General features: G+C 41.4%; 20 protein-coding genes. 6 read left to right on the top strand and 14 right to left on the bottom strand.

Annotated features, from left to right (window positions below):
* Positions 1-107: 107 nt before the first annotated feature.
* The 6 genes from sapF to pspF form a co-directional block, all read right to left on the bottom strand.
* Entirely contained in the window at positions 108-917 is an 810-nt protein-coding gene (gene sapF, locus PSI14_RS00810) for a putrescine export ABC transporter ATP-binding protein SapF (protein ID WP_273573949.1), read from the bottom strand.
* Positions 918-1,910, bottom strand: a complete 993-nt coding sequence (sapD, locus tag PSI14_RS00805) for a putrescine export ABC transporter ATP-binding protein SapD (protein ID WP_273573947.1) — start codon at positions 1,908-1,910, stop codon at positions 918-920.
* Positions 1,910-2,797: a putrescine export ABC transporter permease SapC gene (gene sapC / locus PSI14_RS00800; RefSeq protein ID WP_273573946.1), complete on the bottom strand. Its 888-nt coding sequence runs from the start codon at positions 2,795-2,797 to the stop codon at positions 1,910-1,912. The genes sapD and sapC overlap by 1 nt, the downstream gene beginning before the upstream one ends.
* Positions 2,784-3,749, bottom strand: coding sequence for a putrescine export ABC transporter permease SapB (gene sapB / locus PSI14_RS00795; RefSeq protein WP_273573945.1), 966 nt, complete (start codon positions 3,747-3,749; stop codon positions 2,784-2,786). Before sapB ends, sapC begins: the two co-directional genes overlap by 14 nt.
* The gene (sapA, locus tag PSI14_RS00790; protein ID WP_273573944.1) at positions 3,746-5,464 is read right to left on the bottom strand and encodes an ABC transporter substrate-binding protein SapA; all 1,719 of its coding nucleotides are present in this window, start codon (positions 5,462-5,464) and stop codon (positions 3,746-3,748) included. Before sapA ends, sapB begins: the two co-directional genes overlap by 4 nt.
* Before the next feature lie 326 nt (positions 5,465-5,790).
* Complete coding sequence (gene pspF / locus PSI14_RS00785) at positions 5,791-6,795, bottom strand: phage shock protein operon transcriptional activator (protein WP_273573943.1); 1,005 nt, start codon at positions 6,793-6,795, stop codon at positions 5,791-5,793.
* Positions 6,796-7,013: 218 nt separating this feature from the next.
* Here pspF and pspA point away from each other — a divergent pair, with 218 nt between their 5' ends.
* The 6 genes from pspA to tyrR all read left to right on the top strand — a co-directional run bounded on the left by pspA (position 7,014) and on the right by tyrR (position 12,634).
* On the top strand, positions 7,014-7,685 hold the full coding sequence (gene pspA / locus PSI14_RS00780) for a phage shock protein PspA (protein ID WP_273574094.1): 672 nt from the start codon (positions 7,014-7,016) through the stop codon (positions 7,683-7,685).
* Between the two features lie 32 nt (positions 7,686-7,717).
* Complete coding sequence (gene pspB, locus PSI14_RS00775; RefSeq protein ID WP_273573942.1) at positions 7,718-7,945, top strand: envelope stress response membrane protein PspB; 228 nt, start codon at positions 7,718-7,720, stop codon at positions 7,943-7,945.
* Positions 7,945-8,307 carry an envelope stress response membrane protein PspC gene (gene pspC, locus PSI14_RS00770; RefSeq protein ID WP_273573941.1) on the top strand — a complete coding sequence of 121 codons (363 nt, stop codon included), beginning with the start codon at positions 7,945-7,947 and terminating at the stop codon, positions 8,305-8,307. Before pspB ends, pspC begins: the two co-directional genes overlap by 1 nt.
* A gap of 123 nt (positions 8,308-8,430) precedes the next feature.
* On the top strand, positions 8,431-9,828 hold the full coding sequence (locus tag PSI14_RS00765) for a YcjX family GTP-binding protein (protein WP_273573940.1): 1,398 nt from the start codon (positions 8,431-8,433) through the stop codon (positions 9,826-9,828).
* A complete protein-coding gene (locus PSI14_RS00760; RefSeq protein WP_273573939.1) occupies positions 9,825-10,913 on the top strand; it encodes a YcjF family protein in 1,089 nt (362 codons plus the stop codon). Before PSI14_RS00765 ends, PSI14_RS00760 begins: the two co-directional genes overlap by 4 nt.
* Positions 10,914-11,041: 128 nt before the next feature.
* Positions 11,042-12,634: a transcriptional regulator TyrR gene (gene tyrR / locus PSI14_RS00755; RefSeq protein WP_273573937.1), complete on the top strand. Its 1,593-nt coding sequence runs from the start codon at positions 11,042-11,044 to the stop codon at positions 12,632-12,634.
* 130 nt (positions 12,635-12,764) lie between these two features.
* Here tyrR and PSI14_RS00750 read toward each other — a convergent pair whose 3' ends face one another.
* From PSI14_RS00750 to tssC, 8 genes are all read right to left on the bottom strand, one after another.
* Complete coding sequence (locus PSI14_RS00750) at positions 12,765-13,691, bottom strand: YopJ family acetyltransferase (RefSeq protein WP_273573936.1); 927 nt, start codon at positions 13,689-13,691, stop codon at positions 12,765-12,767.
* A gap of 81 nt (positions 13,692-13,772) precedes the next feature.
* Positions 13,773-16,391, bottom strand: a complete 2,619-nt coding sequence (gene tssH, locus PSI14_RS00745) for a type VI secretion system ATPase TssH (RefSeq protein WP_273573935.1) — start codon at positions 16,389-16,391, stop codon at positions 13,773-13,775.
* Positions 16,392-16,438: 47 nt separating this feature from the next.
* The gene (gene tssG, locus PSI14_RS00740) at positions 16,439-17,524 is read right to left on the bottom strand and encodes a type VI secretion system baseplate subunit TssG (RefSeq protein ID WP_273573933.1); all 1,086 of its coding nucleotides are present in this window, start codon (positions 17,522-17,524) and stop codon (positions 16,439-16,441) included.
* Positions 17,525-17,553: 29 nt separating this feature from the next.
* On the bottom strand, positions 17,554-19,428 hold the full coding sequence (gene tssF / locus PSI14_RS00735; protein WP_273573932.1) for a type VI secretion system baseplate subunit TssF: 1,875 nt from the start codon (positions 19,426-19,428) through the stop codon (positions 17,554-17,556).
* 73 nt (positions 19,429-19,501) lie between these two features.
* Positions 19,502-20,056 carry a type VI secretion system baseplate subunit TssE gene (locus tag PSI14_RS00730; protein WP_273573931.1) on the bottom strand — a complete coding sequence of 185 codons (555 nt, stop codon included), beginning with the start codon at positions 20,054-20,056 and terminating at the stop codon, positions 19,502-19,504.
* A gap of 75 nt (positions 20,057-20,131) precedes the next feature.
* Positions 20,132-21,799 carry a type VI secretion system-associated FHA domain protein TagH gene (gene tagH, locus PSI14_RS00725; RefSeq protein ID WP_273573930.1) on the bottom strand — a complete coding sequence of 556 codons (1,668 nt, stop codon included), beginning with the start codon at positions 21,797-21,799 and terminating at the stop codon, positions 20,132-20,134.
* A gap of 71 nt (positions 21,800-21,870) precedes the next feature.
* Entirely contained in the window at positions 21,871-22,356 is a 486-nt protein-coding gene (locus tag PSI14_RS00720) for an Hcp family type VI secretion system effector (protein WP_273573929.1), read from the bottom strand.
* A 183-nt stretch (positions 22,357-22,539) separates the two neighbouring features.
* Entirely contained in the window at positions 22,540-24,042 is a 1,503-nt protein-coding gene (tssC, locus tag PSI14_RS00715) for a type VI secretion system contractile sheath large subunit (protein ID WP_273573928.1), read from the bottom strand.
* Between the last annotated feature and the right edge of the window lie 3 nt (positions 24,043-24,045).

Here is a 24,045-nt window from a genome sequence, read left to right as displayed (position 1 = left end):
GGTATTTATTGTGAATAAACGGAGGTGATTCTACCATGCCGGAGAGAAATGTGGTGAGTTTCCCATTCTGTTCCGATCAGTGATTAAAAATACACCCAATAAAAACATCAGGTGATATCCTGTCGCCATGCTTCAGCAGACAGGGCCTCACCAAAATGACTGGCTATCAATTTACGTGTAATAACATGCAGTGGAGAAGCCAGAACCTCCGCTGTATTACCACGTTCGACAACTTCTCCTTGATGCATCACCAGTATTTGATCACTGATATGTTTCACCATACCGAGATGTTGGGTGACGTAGATGTATGAAATTCCGTGTTTTTCTTGTAATTCCAACATCAGATTGACTATTTGGGAGCGCATTGACACATCAAGGGAAGCCAATGCTTCGTCTGCAACAATAATTTGTGGTTGTAATATTAGAGCCCGTGCCAAAGCTACACTCTGTTTCTGTCCTGAGGCGAGCATATGTGGATAATAATTGGCATGATCTGGCAATAAACCAACTTGACGCAATGTTTGGTTAATGCGTTTTTCCCGTTCAGAGGGGGGCAACTCCGTATTCAAGATTAACGGTATATCCAGAATCTGGCCAATGCGCTGGCGAGGATTCAGTGATGTGCTGGGATCCTGAAAAATCATGCGAATGCGCTGGCTACGATAACTGTAATCTCCGTAAGACAGCTTATGACCGTTAATCAAAATATTACCTGAAGTCGGCTCGGTAACTCCAGATAGCATTCTTGCTAATGTGGATTTACCGGAACCATTTGCACCAATGATAGCCAGTGTTTTTTTCGGTTGCAGGGTAAAACTTATCGGTTTTACGGCATCAAGCTGATGACGGCGAAATAACCCGGTTTGATAGCGAAATGTTTTAGTCAGGTTTTTAACTTCCAATAATGTCTCAACCAATTACGATTCCTCAATATTCAAAGGGAAATGGCAGGCGAATGCATGGTTTTTGATCACCCGTAATCGTGGGGTTTCAATACAGGTTTTCTGTGCATAAGGACAACGTGGCCCCAAGCGGCAACCTACCGGTAGACGTTCCAGTGATGGAATAACTCCAGACAGCGTATTTAACCGACTTTTGTGTGGTAATTGGCTGCCAAAATCAGGAATTGAACGGATTAGAGCTTGAGTATAGGGATGATAAGGTTTCAGCAGCAATTCATCTGGGGTGGCATTTTCTACAGTCTGGCCACAATACAGAACATTGATGCGTTTAACCAGTTTACTCATCATTTGCAGGTCATGACTGATTAACAGGATAGTCATATTGTTGTTCTGATTTAAGCTTGAAAGTAAACGGTATATTTGGGCCCGCGTCGTAGGTTCCATTGCATTGGTTGGTTCATCGGCAATCAGTAACCTTGGTTGGTTGGCAAGCGCAATGGCAATCATTACTTTTTGACATTCACCTTCGGTTAATTCATAAGGATAACTGTGCATAATATCATAGTGATCTTTAATACCAACACGGTGCAACAACTCAATCGCACGGCGTTTTCGCCAGTTAAATCGCTGCCACCAACGACCTTTATATGTCCATCCAGGAATAGATTGAATAATCTGTTTACCGACACTTTCTGATGGATCGAGACACGATTGTGGCTCCTGAAAAATCATTGAAATATTATGACCAATCACCTTACGGCGCTGTCGTGACGTCAGGCGCAATAAATCAATATCGTTAAAACGAAAACGATCGGCAGTAACCTTAAGGTTATCTTTGGTAACACCACAAATCGCTTTGGCAATTAAACTCTTACCTGATCCTGACTCACCAGCCAAACCCAGTATTTCACCTTCTGTTAGTGAAATACTCATTCGGTCAACGGCTTTGACGGGGCCTTCTGCCGTCATGAATTCAATGGTGAGGTTTCGAATATCGAGTAACGGCATTATTCGACTCCTGCATTAATAGCACGGTGGAGGCCATCACCCAGTAAGTTAACCAGTAGGACGCTGAGCATAATTGCTGCTCCGGGAAACATAACAGTCCATGGTGCATTATAGAGTAGTTCCAATGAATTTTTCATCATGGCCCCCCATTCAGGAGATGGTCTTTGTGCACCAAGATCAAGAAATCCCAACGCGGTAATCTCAAGAATAGCGATGGAGAAAGCACGAGTTAACTCACTGACTATCACTGCGGTGATATTGGGAAAAATGGCATAGCGTAAAATATGGTGGTTTGAAGCACCGTCTAGGCGTGCTGCGATAATGTACTCTTTATCCAGTTCGTTATGCACAGCTGTATAAACAGTGCGTACTATTCTTGGCAGTAATGCCAGCGAAACGGCAATCATGGCATGATGCAGGCTGGCCCCAACAAAAGCAACAACAATGATAGCCAGTAGCAACGAAGGAATAGCGAGTAAAGTATCAAAAATATGGTTCAGAACCGCTGATTTCAATCCACGCGTCATTCCGGCAAGGCTACCGATGATTAATCCTACAATGGCTACCGCTGTAGTGACAACCAAAGCTCCCCCAAATGTGGAAGATGTGCCAATCAATAGACGGCTGAAAATATCACGGCCGAGATCGTCAGTTCCAAGGAAAAAAGAGACGTTGCCTGAATGCGACCATGAAGGTGGTGTAAGCTGGTTATCAAATTGTAGATCAAGTGGATATGGGGCGAGATACACTCCCAACAAACTCAGTGTAATTAAAATTAATACCCCATAAAAACCAGTCATCGCCAATACATCAGCATAGAAAAATCGCCAGATAACTTTCAATGGTGATGGTGTTTTCTTTTCTCGGTAAAAATTATCTAAGGGCATACCATTCCTTATGCTTCAGAGGATTAGCTATCGCTCCAATAATATCTGTCAGCATATTAACTGAAATAATCAGTGTGCCTATCACCATGATACCTGCTGAGATTGCGGAATAATCTTGCTGTTGGATAGCATTGATGAGCCAAGGCCCTAAACCTGGCCAGTCGAAGACTCGCTCCGTCACCATAGCTAATGTGAGCATAGTTGAGAATTGTAATCCTAATTTAGGAATGATGGGAGGCAAGGCATTGTGTAATAAGTGACGCCGAATGATTGTTAGCCGAGATAAACCACGGGTTGCTGCTGATTTGATATAGTTTGCACCTGAGATTTCTTCAACACTATTGCGCATCAAACGGATAACTTCTGTTGTAGGGACAACAGCCAGAGTGATAACGGGCAGTATCATATGCATAACGACATTAATAACCATCTCATTGCGATAAGGCGCCTTTGACAGCCAAGCATCAATCAGTGCGGAACCAGTGACAGGTTCCATTGGATAGAGTAGATAAAATCGCCCTGAAACAGGTAACCAATGTAAGCTAAGTGAAAAAAGAAGGATCAGCAGCAAAGCCAGCCAGAAAACCGGGATGGAAAAACCACATAGGGTAAGTGTGCTGATAATGATATCTGCTTTTTTATTATTCCAGACACCAGCAATAATCCCAAGTGGAATACCAATTAACAACGCCATAAAAAAAGAGAGGATACAAAGCTCCATAGTCGCGGGGAGAACAGCGTACAGTTGTTCAATAACCGGTTGCTCATTAATTTTGGAAACACCAAAATCCCATTGAAACAGGTTATGGGCATAGCATACATAGGCATCTAACAGCGGTGTTCCACTCAAGGAACCACTAGGTGTGAAATACATCAGGCTGAAACTAATCAACGAAAGAAAAAATAATGTCGCAATCAGAAGTAACAAACGACGTAGGATATAAATAATCATTTGCTTCCCTTTTTATTTTCATCAGGAACGGTAGCTTCCTGTGCACGGTAAACCTTGTCAAAGGCGTCAACGCCAAACGGGCTGAATACCAATCCTTTAATATTATTGCGAAAGCTCTGTAAATGCATTGAATAAGCCAATGGCAGCAAGGGTAATTGTTGCGCGAGGATTTTTTGTGCAAAAAAATAATTTTCTTTGCGTGAGATAATTTGTTGATTTAACAAGGCTTGATGAAGAGCATCATCAAAAGCTGAATTACACCAGCGGCTCAGGTTTGTTTTAGAGGCAATTGCGGCACAACTCAGTAATGGACGGAAAAAGCTATCGGGATCATTGCTGTCGGCAGACCAGCCCGCCAGTACCATATCATAGTCCTTATTCCTTTGCAGATTTTCCTGAAAACTACCTTCGACGGGATGAATAGATATCTTAATACCCACTTTTGCTAAATCTGCCTGAATTAACTCTGCCATTTTCAGAGGACGTGGATTATAAGCTTGTGAAGCTGTTGGAACCCATAATGTTAATTCCAATTCACTTAATCCCAGTTCACTTAACATCTTGCTGGACTTTTCAGGATCGTATTCGGTAATTTCAATACTCTGATCATATGCCCATGATATATCAGGCAAAATAGAGGTTGCCGTTTCTGCCATTTTATTATAAATGGATTGCATCAGACGTGGGTTATTGATGGCATAAGCAATAGCTTGACGAACTTCCAACCTATTTAACGGTGGTTTGCTGGTATTAAATGCGAGATAAGCGACATTCATGCCAGACTGTGATGTCTGACTCAGATTCGGGTCATTATGTACAATGTTAAGCTGGTTAGTATCGGGATAAGCCAGTACATCACATTCACCTGTGAGTAGTTTTGAGCTCCTGCCTGTACCGCCAGTACCCGTATCTATAACAACCTGTTCCATACGTGGTTTACCTTTCCAGTATTTATCATGGCGAACAAGGCGGATAAATTGTCCCATCCTATAATCCTTCATCATGAAGGGGCCTGTTCCAACAGGTTTCCAGTCTAATTGCTTCTGTCGATGCATTTGCTGCAACTTTTGAGCATATTCCTGAGAGAGTATAGGTGCATGGTGTGTTGCTAGATACCAGAGAAAAGACGCATTGGGAGAATTAAGGTGGAATTCAACAGTATATTCGTCAATTTTTCGAATATCCTTCACCGAATTACCAAATTGCAAACTATCAAAATAGGGATAATGACCACCATTAACTTTATGATAATCATGTGTTTTATCGAAGAGCCTGCGGAAACTGAAAATGACATCATCCGCATTCATAGTGCGGGTTGGTATAAACCAATTGGTTGATTGGAAAGCAACATTATGGCGCAGATAAAAGCGATAGGTTGTCTCATTGTCCAGAATTTCCCAGTCAGTAGCCAGCTCAGGAACCAAATTATAGGTAAGGGGATCAACTCCCAACAGGCGGTTATAAATCTGCGCAGCAAGAGTATCCACGGTCAAGCCACTGATAGCCATTTGTGGATTAAACGTATTCAAATTGCCATTAACGCAATAAATAAATCCACTCTGTTGTAAAGCTGTCGGAATATGGAACAGACTTTCCAATGTATTGTTTGGCTTTGGTTCTGGAATGGATTCCGCAATAGTTTCTGGAATAACATTCTTGGCCGCCAGAGTTGGGGCGGAAATCAATAATATGATCCAGTAAATCAAATAGCGCATATAAAATGTCAGTCATAAAAAAGAATTTGGCCATTGTAACTTAATTAACGCTTTTTGCTCAAAAACAACGGATAGATCACGATAATGAGAAGAATTCTCAATAAAGTGCTTTACAAATGTAACTGATAAACATTATCATTCTCATCGTGCTTTCAGGGAGACACTTTGTAGTATTAAGTATGTAATCTCAGAAAAGACACGACATTGCTCACATTGCTTCCAGTATTTTTATTAGCCGGCTCGGGTGCCGGCTATTTTTTTATCTATCTATCTATCTATCTATCTGCCTGCCTTTAATTGATTACTCTGCACAGCCGACTTTTTGTTTAATCGTTATCATGAACGTTGATATGGTGTTTTTTGATTAGTCCGCGTAGTTGGTGATAAGTCAAGTTAAGTTTGTCAGCGGCTTTTTTCTGATTGAATTGACTTTCTGTCAAGGCCTGCATGATCAAACTCTTTTCGCTATCGTTTTGCCATTGTCTTAAATCAAGAGGTAACCCAGGAAGGGGCGAATTGGTCATTCTGCTGTCAGTGGATGATGGGACAGATTGTTGTGATGGTAAAAAGGGATTGATAATAATCGTATTTAACTCATTTTCATTGTTACCATGCCGATAAATGGAACGTTCGATAACGTTCTTTAATTCGCGAACATTGCCGGGCCAATGATAAGAAAGTAATTGTTGTTTAGCCTCATCAGTAAACCCCGGGAAAAATGGCAGATTTAATTCACGGCACATCTGAATCGCAAAGTTCTGTGCCAGTAACATAATATCTGGTTGCCGTTGACGCAGTGGTGGAATATGAACGACGTCAAAAGCGAGCCTATCGAGCAAATCGGCTCTGAATTTTCCACGGACTGCCATAGAAGGTAAATCTTCGTTGGTTGCACAGATCAAACGTACATCGACTTGTAATGACTGAGTACCGCCTACGCGCTCTAAGTGACCATATTCAATGACCCGCAGTAATTTTTCCTGTACTTGCATAGGAGCAGTAGCGAGTTCATCAAGAAACAAGGTTCCGCCATCAGCTCGTTCAAAACGGCCTTGATGTTTTGAACGGGCACCGGTGAAAGCCCCGGCCTCATGACCAAAAAGTTCTGAATCAAGCAAATTTTCATTGAGTGCTGCACAATTCAGTGAAATAAAAGGGCCTTGCCAACGCGGAGAAAGATAGTGTAACCGGTGGGCAATTAACTCTTTGCCTGTCCCTCGTTCTCCGAGAATTAAAACAGGCTTGTTTAATTTTGCCAATGCGGAGACTTGTTCCAAAATTTCAATAAAACAGTTTGCTTCACCTAATAGGTTATCAATAAACTGAGACATGGTATTTTTCGCCAAAAATTGGTCAATTTAACTAAGTTAACTTATCGCAATAAAAAAGCAAATAAAAAATTATTCAAGCTATTTCAATTAGATAAGTAAAACAAGAAAGTTGGCATGTATCTTGTATTTAATTAAGTGTCTTACCGTGTATCTTGTATCCGTATTAAACAATACACAGGCATAACATACATACATTCTAATGAAAGAGGTTTATGACTATGGGTATTTTCTCTCGTTTTGCTGATATCGTGAACGCTAATATCTCCTCTCTGCTGGATAAAGCTGAAGATCCACAGAAAATGGTTCGCTTGATGATTCAGGAAATGGAAGACACGCTGGTGGAAATCCGCTCTACTTCAGCCCGCACATTGGCAGAAAAAAAACAGCTTTTGCGCCGTATCAGCATGGGTGAAAGCCAAATTGATGGTTGGCAAGAAAAAGCTGAATTGGCACTGGGCAAGGGCAAAGAAGATTTAGCGCGGGCAGCGTTGATCGAAAAACAAAAAGTCAGTAGCTTAGTTGAAATGCTAATACACGAATTGTCTATTCTGGATGAAACTCTGGAACGTATTAAAGGTGAAGTGACTGAGCTGGAAAATAAATTGACAGAAGCGCGTGCAAGGCAACAGTCATTGACTCTGCGCCATCAAGCTGCGGCATCTTCGCGCGAAGTACGTCGTCAGTTGGATAGTGGTAAAATTGATGAGGCAATGGCGCGTTTTGAACAGTTTGAGCGCCGGATAGACCACATGGAAGCAGAGGCAGAAGCTGTTGGACTAGGTAAACAGAAATCACTTGAACAGCAATTTGCTGAATTGAAGGCAGATGATGAAATTAGTGCACAACTTGCGGCCTTGAAAGCTAAAATGAATATCAAAGATTCACAATGATGACATATGTCATGCATAACTAAGGAAAGATAATGGGCTATATATTTCTTGGGGTCCCGCTGATCATTTTTGTGCTTTTTGTCTTACCCATCTGGTTATGGCTGCATTACAGCAACCAGAATGGCAATCGGGGTCAGTTAGGGAACAGTGAAACTCAGCGTTTAGAACAATTGACAGAGAATGCCAGACGCATGCAAGAAAGGATTAAAACGTTAGAAGATATCCTTGATGCAGAGCATCCAAATTGGAGACAGTCATAATGTCAAATAAATACCGCAGAAAACTTTACCGTTTGCCAGAACAGGGGATGGTTAAAGGGGTTTGTGCTGGGTTGGCAGACTATTTTGATGTGCCCGCTCCGCTTATCCGCACCATCACGGTATTATCGCTATTCTTTGGGCTATTTGGCATAACGGTATTGGCTTATATTATCTTGACCTTTGTAATGGACCCCGCGCCTGCGGGATATTCAGCAGAGGAAAAAAACAGAGGGCCATCAGCACAGAAAATGTTGAATGAAGTAGACTACCAATTGAAGGCAAGCGAAGCACGTTTGCGTCAAATGGAACGCTATGTTACTTCTGAAACGTACAATGTGCGCAGCCGTTTTCGCCAGCTTTGAGCGTGATCAACCACATAAGTTCTGGCCAGTAACCGCGGAAATAATATTAAATATTGCATAATAATTATGCCAATGTTACAGGCCGGATGAAACAGATTCACGGTATTCCCATCTAGGAGAAGCATGAAACGATTGCAAAACGAACTGACAGCGCTTGTTAATCGTGGAATGGACCGCCATTTGCGACTGGCGGTAACAGGATTAAGTCGCAGTGGAAAAACCGCATTTATTACTTCTTTGGTGAACCAACTTCTTCATGTGCATAGTGGAGCCAGATTGCCACTATTTTCTGCTGTACGCGATGGCCGCCTACTTGGTGTGAAACGAGTACCACAGCGGGATTTTGGGGTGCCTCGTTTTGCCTATGATGAAAATATCGCAGCATTATATGATACGCCCCCTTGCTGGCCGATCCCAACACGCGGAGTAAGTGAAATTCGCTTGGCTTTGCGTTATCGCTCTGAAGATTCCCTATTTCGTTACCTGAAAGAAACCTCCACCCTTTATTTAGAAATTGTCGATTATCCGGGCGAATGGCTATTGGATTTACCCATGCTGGAACAAAATTATCTAGCGTGGTCATGGCATATGAATGGGTTACTGAAAGGAGAAAGAGCGAATTGGGCTGAACCGTGGTTAGCATTATGCAAACAATGTGATCCATTGGCGCCTGCTGATGAAAATTTACTTGCCAGAATTGCTCAGGCTTATACTGACTACCTACATCAATGTAAGCAGCGGGGTTTACACTTTATCCAGCCTGGTCGTTTTATCTTGCCGGGGGATTTGGCGGGTGCTCCGGCACTGCAATTTTTCCCGTGGCCGAATATTGATAAAATCGGGGAGCAGCAATTGGCAAAAGCGGACAAACACACCAACATCGGCATGTTACGTGAACGCTTTGCTTATTATTGTGATCATATCGTTAAGGGATTCTATAAAGAGCATTTTCTCCGTTTTGATCGGCAAATAGTTCTGGTGGATTGTTTACAACCATTGAATAGTGGTCCGCAAGCATTCAACGATATGCGGCTTGCATTGACACAACTTATGCAAAGTTTCCATTATGGTAAGCGAACACTATTTCGTCGTTTATTCTCGCCCTGCATTGATAAATTGATGTTTGCTGCCAGCAAAGCTGATCATATTACGGCAGACCAGCATGCCAATTTTGTTTCTCTTTTACAGCAATTGGTACAGGAAGCCTGGCAAAATGCGGCGTTTGAAGGGATCAGTATGGATTGTGTAGGGCTTGCATCTGTTCAGGCAACAGAGAGCGGCATTGTCATTCATGAAGGCGCAAAAATTCCTGCCATCAAGGGCAATCGCTTGTCAGACAATAAATTGCTGACGTTTTTTCCGGGGGAAGTACCACAGCGCTTGCCAAATAGTGAGTTCTGGCAAAAACAAGGGTTTAATTTCGAATCATTCCGGCCAAAACAAGTCAATGCTGACACACCGTTACCCCATATTCGCATGGATAGTGCGATGGAGTTTTTATTGGGAGACAAATTAACATGACCGAACCTTTGAAACCGAGAATTGATTTTGGCGATGTTGTACAAACCTCATCAGAACCATCACTGAAATCAAAAAAAGAATTTACTGGGCAGGAAAAAGAGTTCTATCCGATTATGCCAGAGTTGGAAGCGGAAGAGCAGGAAGGAGAATTTGAAGGCGCATTGAATGCTGCTTTGAAACCGAAACGTAGTTTTTGGCGAAAAGTTTTTTCCAGTGCTGTATTTTTGTTGGGAATAAGTGTCGTCGCCCAATGTGTTCAGTGGATATATCAAGCATGGCAGCAACATGATTGGATTGCACTGGGGATCTCTGCTGCCGGCAGCATGATCGTTTTTGCGGGAATAGGCAGTGTGGTGAGGGAATGGCGGCACCTTTACCATTTACGACAACGTACAGAAGAACGAGATATTGCGAAAACACTATTGCAAAGCCATGGCATTGGCAAAGGGCGCCAATTTTGTGAAAAATTGGCAGAACAAGCAGGTATTGGGCAACAACATCCGGCATTGCAGCGTTGGCAGGCTGCTGTGCATGAAACCCACAATGATCGTGAAATTGTCATGTTATATAGTAAGTTGGTTCAGCCTGTCTTGGACGCTCAGGCCAAGAAGGAGATCAGTCGCTCTGCTGCGGAATCAGCGTTGATGATTGCTGTCAGCCCATTGGCTATTGTGGATATGGCCTTTATTGCCTGGAGAAATATTCGACTTATTAATCGAATCGCAGCACTTTATGGAATCAAATTGGGCTATTTCAGCCGTATTCGCTTGTTTCGGTTAGTATTGCTGAATATTGCCTTTGCAGGAGCATCGGAATTAGTAAGAGAAGTGGGTATGGACTGGTTGTCACAGGATATTGCGGCCCGTCTTTCTGCACGTGCCGCACAAGGGATCGGTGCAGGGTTACTTACAGCCCGTTTAGGCATCAAAGCCATGGAACTGTGCCGCCCTTTACCGTGGATTGATGGAGATAAACCGAAATTAGGGGATTTTCGTCATCAGTTGTTTACTCAGCTTAAAAGTACGTTACCAATGAAAAACAAAAGTACAGCCAAAGACACAAATAACAGCAAAGTCGCTAATTAATTGTTACTATCATACCAAGTTGACATCTCACTTTATTGTAAACTTTTGCTGACAAGGGCTTCATCTATTGGGTAGTAACGGGTAACATTTCAGGTGGTTAAGAACATCGTGTAAATAAGGTCAGAAAAATGCGATTGGAAGTTACTTGTCAGGATCGAATTGGGTTAACCCGCGAATTACTCGATTTACTGGTATTACGAAATATTGACCTGAAAGGAATTGAAATTTCTCCTGCGCGTCGTATTTACCTTAATTTTACTCAAATTGACTTCAATATTTTTCGGGTGTTGATGGCAGAAATTCGCCGAATCAATGGTGTTATTGATGTCAGAACGGTTGCTTTCATGCCGTCAGAGAAAGAGCATAGAGCGATGTGGACTTTATTGGAATCAGTTCCTGAGCCTATCTTTTCTATTGATATGAAAGGTAATATTGAACTGGCTAACTCTGCTGCTTTGTCATTGTTTGATTTCAGTAAAGAGAAAATCAGCCAAAAAAATATTGGTTATTTAATTAGCAATTACAATTTTCTTCGCTGGCTTGAAAGTGAAGATCATCAACAACATTCAGCACAATTATCCATCAAAGGGCAAGATTATGGGATGGATATTATTCCTATGCAGTTAACAGATGAAAATCAGATTGTTAGATGTGTAGGCGCCGTAATTATGTTGCGTTCTGGCGAACATCATTCATCGGTGCATATTGAATCTCCGCTTAAAAAATTGACCGCAAGTGATGATGGCGCTTTTGAACGAATTATTGCTGCTAGCCCTAAAATGGTTCATGTCGTAGAGCAGGCCCGTAAAATGGCGATGCTTGATGCTCCCTTGTTGCTTATTGGTGAGACAGGCACAGGAAAAGATGAGTTTGCTAAAGCCTGTCATTTGCGAAGCGCGAGGGGAAAACAGCCTTTTCTTGGGCTGAATTGTGCTTCTATGCCGGATGATGTTGTAGAAAGTGAACTGTTTGGTTATGCGGCAGGAGCCTATCCAAATGCATTGGAAGGCAAAAAAGGCTTCTTTGAACAAGCTAACGGTGGCACGGTTTTATTGGATGAAATCGGTGAAATGTCGTCACAAATGCAGATCAAATTACTTCGTTTCTTAAATGACGGAACATTTCGCCGTGTAGGTGAAGAGAATGAAGTTAAAGTGAATATCCGTATTATCTGCGCCACTCAGAAAAACTTAATTGAATTGGTACAAAAAGGGGAATTTCGTGAAGATCTCTATTATCGGCTGAATGTTTTAACCATTACATTGCCTCCTTTGCGGGAACGTCAGGCCGATATCATGCCATTGACGGACTATTTTGTAGCGCGTTTTGCGGCAGAACAAGGCTTAGATAAACCTAAATTTTCTTCTGACTTAGAGCAATTTCTTTGTGGTTATCATTGGCCCGGAAATGTCAGACAGCTTCGAAATGCCATCTATCATGCACTGACTCAACTTGAGAGTAACAAACTCAGTCCACAGGATATTCAGTTACCTGAACTGGAAGCAGAGGTGGCATTTAATGAAGATATGCTGGTGGGATCTTTGGATGAAATCAGCAAGCGTTTTGAGCGTTCTGTATTGACACGCCTTTATCGTCATTATCCCAGTACGCGTAAACTAGCAAAACGGCTGAGTGTTTCCCACACAGCAATAGCCAATAAATTACGTGAATATGGTCTGAGTGGTAAAAAACATCTGGCTGAACATGAAAATGATGAATAAGCGGCAAATTCATCATCATTAAGCGTATAAAATTGGCTGTGCATCAAATTTTTGCTCACAGCCAATGCATACGATTCAATCAGGCCAGAACCTCAATAAAAAAGTAGCATATAGCGGAGTCAAAAATCATTTATTTTTTATCAAAAAAATCTTCTCTTGTATTATAGGCATTTAAAACTGAATTGATTATCTTCTGTCTTTTTATTTCTATGGAATTGCTGTATTTTTTTTGTTGACCGTTGACATCTCCGACGATTTTATATCTATTAAAATGTTCTTCTAATTTCTCGTCCTTATTATTGATAGGGGTTGTTTTATTTTTATCCCACCTTGATAAAAAATTATTTAGTCTACTTTCTGATTGTGTATGCTTCATGAATTTCGGGGGTAATATTGCATTTGATAGTGCGGTTGGAGTAAATCCATCTTGAATGAAGTCATCTTTCATGAATTTTTTATTTTTACGTAGGCTGTCTAAGTATTTTGAATGCTTAAACATTTTTTTGCAAAAGAAAATACTGAAAATAATGCACTCCCCCATACTTTTTTGAACATCAGATGAAATAACTATAAGAGGAATATTAAGATTGTTAGTTTTCAATAAAAGCTTTATGTCATTGATTAATAGACTTGGTACATTACCTCTTTCATCAGAGCTTATTATTGTAGCAGATTCAATGCCTATTAAAGACGGATTTCCTTCTAAGCATCTATAATCTAAGGCAATAAAGTGAGCCAGATCGCTATTGCCTGTACCAACAATAAATCTGGCGGAAGCTTCATTCTTATTTCTTAATTCCATTATTTTCTGTATTAATTTATAGGGGCTTTCAGTAAGATAAAGATTTAAGAGAGGTTTTTTTTGGTTTTCTAATTCTATTATCTTTGGTAGTAAATTGAGATCGGCTCCTACAGCATAATTAGCTTCTATTTGTTTCTTGTTTTCTATATTGTAATTTATTATTTTTAGGTATGATTTTAATTTCGCGATAATATCTTCAGAATTTTGGGAGAAAGCATTATCCATTTTTTCATAAAGTTGTTTTTCTGTATACATGATATTTATTCCCTATAGAAAATCTATTTGCTCTTCAATAGTGGATTTATGAAAAATACCACAAGCATTTTGAATACAAATCTAATTTGCGAATTGGAATTGGAACTCACCTTGTTTCAGGAATACGACCAACTGATGGTATTGTTGATCATTGGCGCTGGCGGAAAGCAGATGTTGACTGATTTGTGGTAGCAGGGTATTGGTCAAGATAGCATCCACCATACGGCCACCAGATTCGATTTCTGTGCATCGACTGACAATATGCTCAACCGTGGCGTCATCAAATGTGGCTGTAATACCATGGTTTTCCAATAAACGTTTTTTAATTCTATCCAATTGAAGGTGAACGATATTTTTCATTACCTCATCACTTAATGGGTAATAAGGAATAACCAGTAAACGCCCTAGTAAGGCAGCAGGAAATACCTTTAATAATGGTTTTCTCAGTGCCGTACTGAGTTTTTCCGGATCAGGAATGCGATCTTGTGGGGTGCATAATGAACAGACCAAGTCAGCACCTACGTTGGATGTCAGGATAATAATGGTGTTGCGGAAATCAATGTGTCGGCCTTCACCATCCTCCATCCACCCCTTGTCAAAGACTTGAAAGAAAATTTCATGAACATCAGGATGAGCTTTTTCAATTTCATCCAGTAATACCACACTATAGGGACGTCGCCGTACGGCTTCGGTCAATACTCCACCTTCACCATAGCCTACATATCCCGGAGGTGCGCCTTTTAATGTGGATACTGTATGCGCTTCCTGAAATTCACTCATATTGATAGTGATTAAGTTCTGTTCCCCTCCATACAATGTTTCCGCCAATGCCAGCGCTGTTTCGGTCTTACCGACACCAGAAGGACCGCATAGCATGAACACACCAACAGGTTTATTGGGATCATCCAATTTGGCGCGTGAAGTGCGTACCCGTTTGGCTATTAATTCTAAAGCATGGTACTGCCCGATGACTCGTTGGTTAAGCGTATCAGCCAAATGTAGAACAGCATCAATTTCATCTTTTACCATGCGGCTAAGAGGAATGCCTGTCCAGTCTGATACAACGGAGGAAACAACATTGCTGTCTACTGAAGCAAAGATAAGAGGGGTTTCTTTTTGCAACGTTTTTAATTGTTGCTGTAATGCCAGCAGCTCAGTATAAAGCGCACCGATATCATCATCCTGCTGTTCATGAATTTGGGTTTGCAGATGAATGATTTTATCAATCAGAGTAAGTTCTTGCTGCCAGCGATGTTCCAACTGAATACGCTGTTCTTCCAATATAGACAGCTCATCAAGAATGATTTTTGATCGTTGTTGATTACCGATACCCACTTTTGATTCTCGTTCGACAATTTCTAATTCAATCTTCAACGCATTAATTTGATGTCGGCAATGTTCCAATTGGGGTGGTTCGGCGTGTTGGCTAATAGCTACTCTGGCACAAGCTGTATCTAGCAAAGCCACGGCTTTATCTGGTAATTGACGGGCTGGAATATAGCGATGGGAGAGGCGTACAGCGGCTTCAACCGCTTCATCCAGTAAGAGGATGCGGTGATGTTTTTCCAGCGCTCCCACCAGACTGCGTAGCATCAGAAGTGCTTTATTTTCATCTGGCTCATGAACCTGGACAACTTGAAAACGACGGGTGAGGGCAGGATCTTTTTCAATATATTTCTTGTATTCTGACCAAGTGGTAGCTCCGAGCGTTCGTAACTGACCTCGCGCTAATGCGGGTTTAAGTAAATTGGCCGCATCACCGGTTCCCTGTTGCCCGCCGGCGCCTATTAGCGTATGGATTTCATCAATAAACAGAATAATGGGAATGGGGCTGGATTGTACTTCATCAATCACTTTGCGTAAGCGGGATTCGAACTCCCCCCTGACACCCGCTCCCGCTTGTAACATACCAATGTCCAATAGCCAGAGTTGAACGTTTTGCAGAGGAGGAGGAACTTCATTGGCTGCGATCCGTAAAGCCAGCCCTTCAACGATGGCAGTTTTTCCCACTCCTGCTTCACCTGTCAGTAAGGGATTATTTTGGCGGCGGCGCATCAGGATATCAATAATCTGGCGGATCTCTTCATCACGTCCTGATACGGGGTCAATTTCCCCATTGCGAGCCCGATCTGTTAAATCTTGCCCATATTGTCGCAAGGTACTCTCAGCGGTTTGTGGTTTTGTGGATTGGGAACTGCTGGGTGATGGCTCGCTATCTTGGGCTTCATCACTACTGCCGCAGATAGCGTTGAAATTATCTGCCAACGTATCTACATTTATTTGTTCAAACTGTGGTGAAATAGCTTTCAGGGTATTGCGTAGATTGAAGGTTTTTAACATACCAATCAGCCAATGCGCACTACGGATCTTATTAACACCAAATTTTAATGAACCATATACCCAAGCACGTTCTACAGCACTGTCAATATGTTCGGAGAGATCAGAAATCGCGCTGGCTCCACGCGGCAGGCGATCCAAAGCTGCAATAATATCTTTTGTCAGTTTGGCCTCATCTAATGCAAAGTAACGGATAATCGATTGTAAATCACAGTTTTGTTGCTGCATGAGCTGATGTAACCAATGTACCAACTCGACATAAGGATTACTGCGCAGCTTGCAGAAGGTTGTGGCATTTTCCAGTGAAGTGAATAATACACGATTGAGTTTACTGAAGAGCACTGATCGACTGATTTCTGACATGAATATAATCCGCAATATGTTGTGAGTAATGAGAGAATTATTTTAAATTAGCTTTTCGAGGAGGCAGGGTTGTAGATTAAATCGTCATAATGGATTGGTTTTTTAACTTTTCCCAACCAACTATTGAGGCCTAATTTCATGGTCGCTTTTGACAGATGCATTTCTGTTATATCTGATCTATCAAGTATTAATTTAATATCCCATGCGTACTCAATACCCAAGTATTGATAAACCCAATCACATACTTGTTGAGATTTTGGCTGTCCAGGCAAAAACTTATCATATTCCGTTCGAGATAATGGCCCCAGCTCAATACGGAATTTATGTTGAATATCATATACAGCAATTCCCAAAATTGCAGATTTGCCTAAATTGGGAACATGGCGTCCTGCCGTCAATCGAGCCTGATCCTGTGTTTCGGTTTTCAACCATTGTGGAATATTTTGGACAATTCTTACGGGTATCTTGAAATAAAAGAATAGTATTTTCCTCAACCCTTCCGCACTGTGTCTTTGACGGGAAAGATGACCAGCCAACGCGTAACGGGTATGGTTGCTGATAATACTGTCGGCTTTAGTGGCCTCGTTATTAATCGGGTTGAAACTCTGTTGGGCTGGTAGTCCCGTTCCGATCAGGCAATCCATATAATGACAAAACTGCTGATTGTCTGGTCGATCCAATGATGAAGTAGGTTGTGCATTGGCCCAGGCACGATAGAACAAGGTGATCAGCCGATGGTGAAATAAATTGACAAAGGCTCCCAACGTTGGATCTTTATAATTATATTCCCGTGCATAAGCATATTCAGTCAGATGCAGAGGTAATGGGCCATTGGGGCCAAATAATCCGAAGCTGTAAATAAGCATTTCATACAACTTTGAATTCTCCAGCTTACGGACTTTTGAAATTGTGCAGGGAGCGAATTCCATTGAAGCTTTTTGTCCCAAGCGCAAAGGCTCATATCGTGGCAGTGGGGCAGTTCCTAACCGATAAAACTCTCCCGACTGGGCATCAATGCGTCTTAAGGTCTGAAATAGATCAAATTGCCAAGGTGTTTGAGTGAGTTGTTTCCAGAAATTCTCAGGCAAGCGGCATACACGATGAATGGAAATGATATTTGTCTTTATATTCATATGGCTTTTACCCCAACTTATATCAGTTCTTATATCAGTTTTTTGTTGCCCATGCGGGCAGGCCAGAAACCGATCTGCCCGCGTTGCTGGCTATGCAATGTCATTTCAGTAAAGGAATTTATGGTAACAAGGCGTGAGAATAATTTTTCCAGCACACTGCCCAGAATCCACGGGCTGGCACCGACAAACTCTTGTTCATCAACTTCTAGTCTGATGCTGATGCCACGGGCAAAGACGATAGGGCCTGGTTCAGGCGCTCTACGATAGATTTCTTTTAATGAGCAGTGACGTATTCCATTAATTTGGCGCATTACCGCTGGCTCAGCAAGATCGGCATAGAGGCTTAATAATTGTCGTAGTGCCTGAGTTCCTTCTTTTTTATCTTTATCCATAAAATGTGTGTAATTCATTTGCAGTTGGCTGATTAATTTCCATGATATTGCCCCCTCTGCCAGAGCAGGGCGGGGGATCGTCGGTCTTTTAAGAAATTCAATTTTACTGATGGGGATGGAGTCCAGCATGGCAAAGCTATTAATATCCTGCTGTCGCAACATGGCGGGTAAATCGCGGTTAGTACACATAACGTCAGCATTCATATATCTCAATGAGTTAGACCATGGGGAGTGTTGTTCATCAACAATTGAAATGAATGTCTCTGTGCCGATATAGCTGGTGCGGGTTCCATAATGATGGGCATGTTCAGACAAAATGCGGGGTGTCCGACGCAGTGAGAAATAAGCACCGTAATTACCTGTATCATCGCTGTTAGTTGACCAAAAAGGGCGAAATATGCGTTCTTGATTTTGTTGTGCATCCACACCATGCAAGCGTTGCACGGAAAAAATTTCGTAATCCAGCGGGCGGATATTATCCACGACCAGATGATATTCATTGGTACTTTCATCTACAGTAACCCGCTCGGTTATTTTGGGGAATAAATTAATCACGGGAGTACAGTTCAATGCCAGATAAGAAGTATCGATCAGGCTTTCTAGGCTCCTATCGGTTTTATCCAGCAGTATGATTAGCTCGAATTCATTGGCTTTCCTGGTCGCCTGAATCAAAGGTTGCATCCCACGAATACTGAAGAACCGGAAACGTGCCGGAAAGGCAAAATACTCTTGAACTTGACGATAGCCACTGAAATTACGGGGATCATTAGGCAAAATGGCCTGCTCATCATCAAATCCTTCATGATGTGGAGAAATATCAGGCAATGCCAGATATTGCGGAGTTTCATCCAGAGTTTGGCATACCATGCCAACGGAGTGTTCCATAATCAGCTCCATCAATTTCTGAGACTGAATATCTGGCCCTGACAGAAAAAATGTCAGTTTATTGAGATCCAAATCGTTGAGAAAAAATTTTCCTTTGCAGGCAAGGCGTATCCGCAATGCGCTGACAGCGCCATATTGGTTGAGGTTTAATCCCACTAGAGGGATATTGGCAGGGATTTTGCCAAGCTCAACTTTTTGCAGTTTCAGAGGCTGTAAGACCACGTCTTGAGTAGTAGCGTATTGAAAAGTAATTCCATCTTTCTTTAGCGATTGGCTGAGCATAATCGTACCGCGTGGCACTAGAAAACCGTGGCTGATATCTCCTTTGCTCATATCGGGTTGAAGTTCAGTGATTGCCATTGAGGGAGTGGGAGCCAGATAGTTGGGATATAGCATTTCCAGTAAGTGCTGGGAAAAATGTTGAAATTCGGCATCCATCTTTAACTGAATGCGGGAAGTCAGGAAAGCGAAACCTTCTATCAGGCGTTCAACATAGGGATCAGTAACTTCAATACCGTGCATTCCCAAACGGTTGGCAATTTTGGGGTAGCGCTCAGCAAATTCTTTGCCCATTTCGCGTAAGTACACTAGCTCGCGATTATAGTATTCCAGCAGTTTGCTATCCATTATTTCCCTCGTCGTTTTTTTGCAGCGTGTTTTTTACAGAATGTTTTGTCCCGAATATTTTTCTAAGCTAGGTTTAGCTGGCTTCTTGCATAGTGAAATAACAATGCTCAAGATCAATGTCGCTGCGAAATAGAAATTCTATTGGCCAGGGAACGCACCATAAAAATCCTTTTATTTCTATTGATAATATGTTGTATAGAGACAGTGAATCTATATTAGAAATACAATTCACTTGAAGCTCATTGGGAATAATACGTGGTTCAAAAATATGAATGGCTTTAATGATTTTATTTTTAATATCATTCCATTCGATATCAGACATATTTTTACCAGCCAATGGTGCTATGCCGAAGTTATAAGTAGAATGTTGTATTTCAGCAAAAGAAGAGAGCTCTTGATTAGATTCATTATTGATGCTGTTAAGCAACCATTGTAAATCCCGTAGTACGTTTTGTCGAAAAGTTCGGTGTGATAGCAAGTAGTTGCTGGAGGCTTCTTTTTCCTTGTCAGGTTCGTTATCGGTAAGCCTGTCAAGTAAAGAAGACTGCATTTTATCTCTGGCAGTTATACGTGCAGGAGGTTTTCGAGAATGATAACCGCCATGTAACATGGTTATATTATCTTTCATTAGGCATCTATTAAATAAATATTATTGTTATGGGGAATCTCAATTGAGATGGCGAGAAATAGCAGATGAAGGTTTTTATTTTTTTATTTTATCTTGTGAATCTTTATATCTAATTATTTCTGATTTATAGGCTTGCCGAAAATGTTTACTAAACATGACATAATCGTGTTCAGTTTCCGTAGTGATTTTTTGATAACTTTTGGTGAAATACGTCCATAAAGAGGCTTTATGATTTGATGATAATAATGAGCTTGGAAGGTTACCTTCTTCCCGTACTTTTTGCTCAATCACTGAGGGATCGAATGATTGTAAAATATCTGCCTTAATAGTACGTAACCCTGCAATCATACCCAATTGATGAGCTTGTAACTCGACTAAAATATCTCGTGTTGCCTGTTCTGATGACATAAATCCCGGCATATAATCACCAAACATTTGGACAAGTACCGCTTGACCGGAAGGAAGCAGTTTAAATGGATTATTAGCATCCGCCATAACCTGAGTCCTATCCATATCAGACAGATGTTTCAACAGTGAACGAGAAGCGTTTAGTGCTATAATGCCCTGGGATAATTGACTGAGCAGCTTCCCTAATTTATACATCGCATGTTCATCAAATTGTGGACTTTGAATATGATTGAGCCCCATACCGTCCAACAAGGCTGCCAATAGTTTTCCTTCTAATTTAACGTCATCTGTTTGGCGGTGATTGGAAGAATATGTCATTGGGTCGATATCAAGACGCTTATCGGTACGCTTGCCATTATTATTATGGGCAGAATGTGGATTTGATGGCGTGGAAGAGAAAACATTTTCCTCCACGATATCGGTAATATTTTTCGTTAAGTTTTCTGTTATTTTCTCTGTTGTTTTTTCAGTGGTAAGGGGTTCAGCATTATTTAGTATCAAGTTGAGGGGATCATCATTTTTAATCTCATGTATATGCTGATCGGAAAATAATACCAGAGGGTCAATTTCCGGCTTATCATTCTGACCACTATATTTATTATTGCTATATTGATCACTTTGCTGCAATAAAGTACTGGGAGTCGTGTCAGTGAGAATGTTTTCTTGCTGGGATTCAGCATCTGCATTAAATATTGTCATTGGATCTGTGGCTCGAAGTTGCAGAGAATTCAGCTCGATCGTTGTCTCCATTTGTTTAAGAGGGTCTATTGGATTGCGCTCTTGGTTCTGTTGATGTTTTGTTAGCGGATTATTGTCATTCAATTCCAGAGAGGAATGTTGAGAGTTCGTCGATGAGTTTACGTTGGATGTGGTAGAAGTCGCTGTGGCAAAGGTGCTCTCCAATCCATCCCAAACCGTATTGGGAATATTTTCAGGTTTTCCGGAAGATGCCCGTATCGTATCAAAAACATTGGCATCAAGGGGGCGAGTTGCTGCCAACGGTGGTGCACTTGCACTTTGGTTGGTATTAATAATGTGAATTTGGTAATCACCAATATTGAGCACATCACCATTACATACTTCAATCTGGCGCTCAGGAGCCATAGGTATTGCATTTAACAAAATCTCAGAGGCCGATCCTCGATTGGTAATACGGCATTCGCCATCGGTGGAAACAGATACAACAGCTTGTAAACGGGCTATGGCCTGTGCTTCATCGGGCAAAACCCAGTTATTATCCGGGCTGCGGCCAATGGTGCCACCGGGTGGTATGAAATCGTAGCTCAATTGTTGTGGCTGATTTGTACCGATATTTTTAACAATGGTGAATCGCATAATTATGGATGCCTATTGTTGAAGAGCAATAACCTCCCCGCAGGGGGAGGTTATTGGTTATATGAATAAAATTATTCGACTTTTTGTTTACTTATATCCCAACCCCAGGTGACTTCAGCCTGTGCTGTGCCTTTATAATCTGATGGTTTGTAATGGAACTGAATTTTTTTCATCACCAGACCAACAGTGATGACATTGTCAGAGGGTTGACCACTATTGACTTCAGTAATAAAAGTGTCAGTAAGTGTGTATTTAGTCCATAAGGTCGGCTTATTTTCCCCAACAGTGCGAAGTGTGTGAATTTCTGTTTTCGGAATATGTTTACCACTTGCAGCATATTTTTCTAAGGCGGTGATAGCCTTATCATAATTAATATGAAGCATGAAATGACTGAGAAAGCCTTTACCTGTACCCCAGCTTCCAACATCGGCCATGTTAAGAGAAGGGTTAACTATTGCACGACTAATAAATTGGACACCGATCCAACCTTTATAATCCTCAGCTTCAGCTTCACCTGTAATACCTTCAAATTTAACAAAAGAATGTGTGTTATTCATAGATTTATACCTTAACTGTGTGTGAGATAATGATTTATAAATAGTATTTAATGCAGGATAATATTTAGTTAATGTGGTCGAAGTTATATATTGATGAGAAATTACAGATAAAAAATGACGCTATGAATCGTACGTTATGAAACCGTACTTTATGGAATAATAAAACTTCCTGATATTGAAAAATTAATTGTCTTTTAATGACGGCAATCTTGATACCAGACGTAAAGAAACCGTTAAACCTTCTAATTGGTAATGAGGACGCAGGAAAAATTTAGCGTGATAATATCCTGGATTACTTTCGATTTCTTCGACTTGAACTTCTGCCGCTGCCAATGGTTTTCGTGCTTTGGTTCCCGGAGAAGAGTTTACCGGATCACCATCAACATAATTGATAATCCAATTATTGAGCCAATTCTCCATGTCGCTGCGTTCCTGAAATGAGCCAATTTTATCGCGTACAATACATTTCAAATAGTGGGCAAAACGGCAGCAGGCGAATAAATAAGGTAGACGAGCTGAAAGATTAGCGTTGGCGGTTGCATCTATATCGTAATATTCAGTAGGTTTCTGAAGTGATTGTGCACCAATAAATGCCGCCATATCCGTATTTTTACGGTGTAATAATGGAATAAAACCATTTTTTGCCAATTCAGCCTCACGGCGATCACTAATTGCAATTTCGGTGGGGCATTTCATATCAATCCCCCCATCATCGGATGGGAAAACATAACAAGGCAAATTTTCCACAAGCCCACCGGACTCTACACCACGAATAGAGGTACACCAGCCATACAATTTAAATGAACGGTTGATATTAACAGCCATAGCATAAGCGGCATTGGCCCATGTATAGTTACTGTGGGTAGGGCCTTCGGTATCCTCCTCAAAATTAAAATCATCTACGGGATTTGTTTTGCTGCCATAGGGCAGGCGCGAGAGAAAACGCGGTAAGGTTAATCCCACATAACGAATATCTTCTGATTCACGTAAGCCGTGCCAAGCGGCGTATTCCGTATTTTGGAAAACTTTGGTCAGATCCCGTGGATTAGATAACTCTTGCCAGCAATCCATTTGTATAACACTTGGTGCAGCCCCTGAAATAAAAGGACAATGCGTTGCTGCACTAATTTGCGCGACTTCACGCAAAAGCTCAACATCGGGAGCTGTATGATCGAAATAATAATCTCCAATCAAACAACCGTAAGGTTCACCACCAAACTGACCATATTCCGCCTCATAGATCTTTTTAAAGATAGGGCTTTGATCCCAACTGACACCTTTGAAACGTTTGAGTGTACTGCTTAACTCTTTTTTGGAAATGCACATTACACGGATTTTCAACATTTCATCGGTTTCCGTGTTATTGACTAGATAGTGCAGACCACGCCAAGCCCCTTCCAGATTCTGAAATTCATCATGATGTAGAATTTTATTGATTTGCTGTGATAGTTTGCTGTCGATTTCGGCAATCAGGGCTTGAATAGTGCGATAAGTGTCGCCGGATACCGTAACCGCATTTTCCAATGCCTGTTGTGCCAGTGTTGTTACCGCGCTTTCAACAGCACTGCGTGCCTGATCGCTTTGTGGGCGGAATTCTTTATTCAGCAATACACTCAGTTCATCGGAAGTATACTCTTTTGGTACTTGCTCTAGCTGAAGTTCGGTTTCTTGTTCAGTAGTACTCATTAA

Origin of the sequence: Xenorhabdus anantnagensis (assembly GCF_028598555.1) — a bacterium.
Taxonomy (GTDB): Bacteria; Pseudomonadota; Gammaproteobacteria; order Enterobacterales; family Enterobacteriaceae; genus Xenorhabdus; species Xenorhabdus anantnagensis.
The sequence above is the reverse complement of the archived record's forward strand: the minus strand, read 5'-3'. Positions and strand labels throughout refer to the sequence as shown.

Coding starts and splice junctions, on each gene's coding strand:
- sapB (WP_273573945.1), bottom strand. CDS start 3,749: ATGATTATTTATATCCTACGTCGTTTGTTACTTCTGATTGCGACATTA.
- tssC (WP_273573928.1), bottom strand. CDS start 24,042: ATGAGTACTACTGAACAAGAAACCGAACTTCAGCTAGAGCAAGTACCA.
- tssG (WP_273573933.1), bottom strand. CDS start 17,524: ATGAATATAAAGACAAATATCATTTCCATTCATCGTGTATGCCGCTTG.
- PSI14_RS00760 (WP_273573939.1), top strand. CDS start 9,825: ATGACCGAACCTTTGAAACCGAGAATTGATTTTGGCGATGTTGTACAA.
- PSI14_RS00720 (WP_273573929.1), bottom strand. CDS start 22,356: ATGAATAACACACATTCTTTTGTTAAATTTGAAGGTATTACAGGTGAA.
- PSI14_RS00765 (WP_273573940.1), top strand. CDS start 8,431: ATGAAACGATTGCAAAACGAACTGACAGCGCTTGTTAATCGTGGAATG.
- pspB (WP_273573942.1), top strand. CDS start 7,718: ATGGGCTATATATTTCTTGGGGTCCCGCTGATCATTTTTGTGCTTTTT.
- tssF (WP_273573932.1), bottom strand. CDS start 19,428: ATGGATAGCAAACTGCTGGAATACTATAATCGCGAGCTAGTGTACTTA.
- pspF (WP_273573943.1), bottom strand. CDS start 6,795: ATGTCTCAGTTTATTGATAACCTATTAGGTGAAGCAAACTGTTTTATT.
- sapC (WP_273573946.1), bottom strand. CDS start 2,797: ATGCCCTTAGATAATTTTTACCGAGAAAAGAAAACACCATCACCATTG.
- tagH (WP_273573930.1), bottom strand. CDS start 21,799: ATGCGATTCACCATTGTTAAAAATATCGGTACAAATCAGCCACAACAA.
- tyrR (WP_273573937.1), top strand. CDS start 11,042: ATGCGATTGGAAGTTACTTGTCAGGATCGAATTGGGTTAACCCGCGAA.
- PSI14_RS00730 (WP_273573931.1), bottom strand. CDS start 20,056: ATGAAAGATAATATAACCATGTTACATGGCGGTTATCATTCTCGAAAA.
- sapD (WP_273573947.1), bottom strand. CDS start 1,910: ATGCCGTTACTCGATATTCGAAACCTCACCATTGAATTCATGACGGCA.
- PSI14_RS00750 (WP_273573936.1), bottom strand. CDS start 13,691: ATGTATACAGAAAAACAACTTTATGAAAAAATGGATAATGCTTTCTCC.
- tssH (WP_273573935.1), bottom strand. CDS start 16,391: ATGTCAGAAATCAGTCGATCAGTGCTCTTCAGTAAACTCAATCGTGTA.
- pspC (WP_273573941.1), top strand. CDS start 7,945: ATGTCAAATAAATACCGCAGAAAACTTTACCGTTTGCCAGAACAGGGG.
- sapA (WP_273573944.1), bottom strand. CDS start 5,464: ATGCGCTATTTGATTTACTGGATCATATTATTGATTTCCGCCCCAACT.
- pspA (WP_273574094.1), top strand. CDS start 7,014: ATGGGTATTTTCTCTCGTTTTGCTGATATCGTGAACGCTAATATCTCC.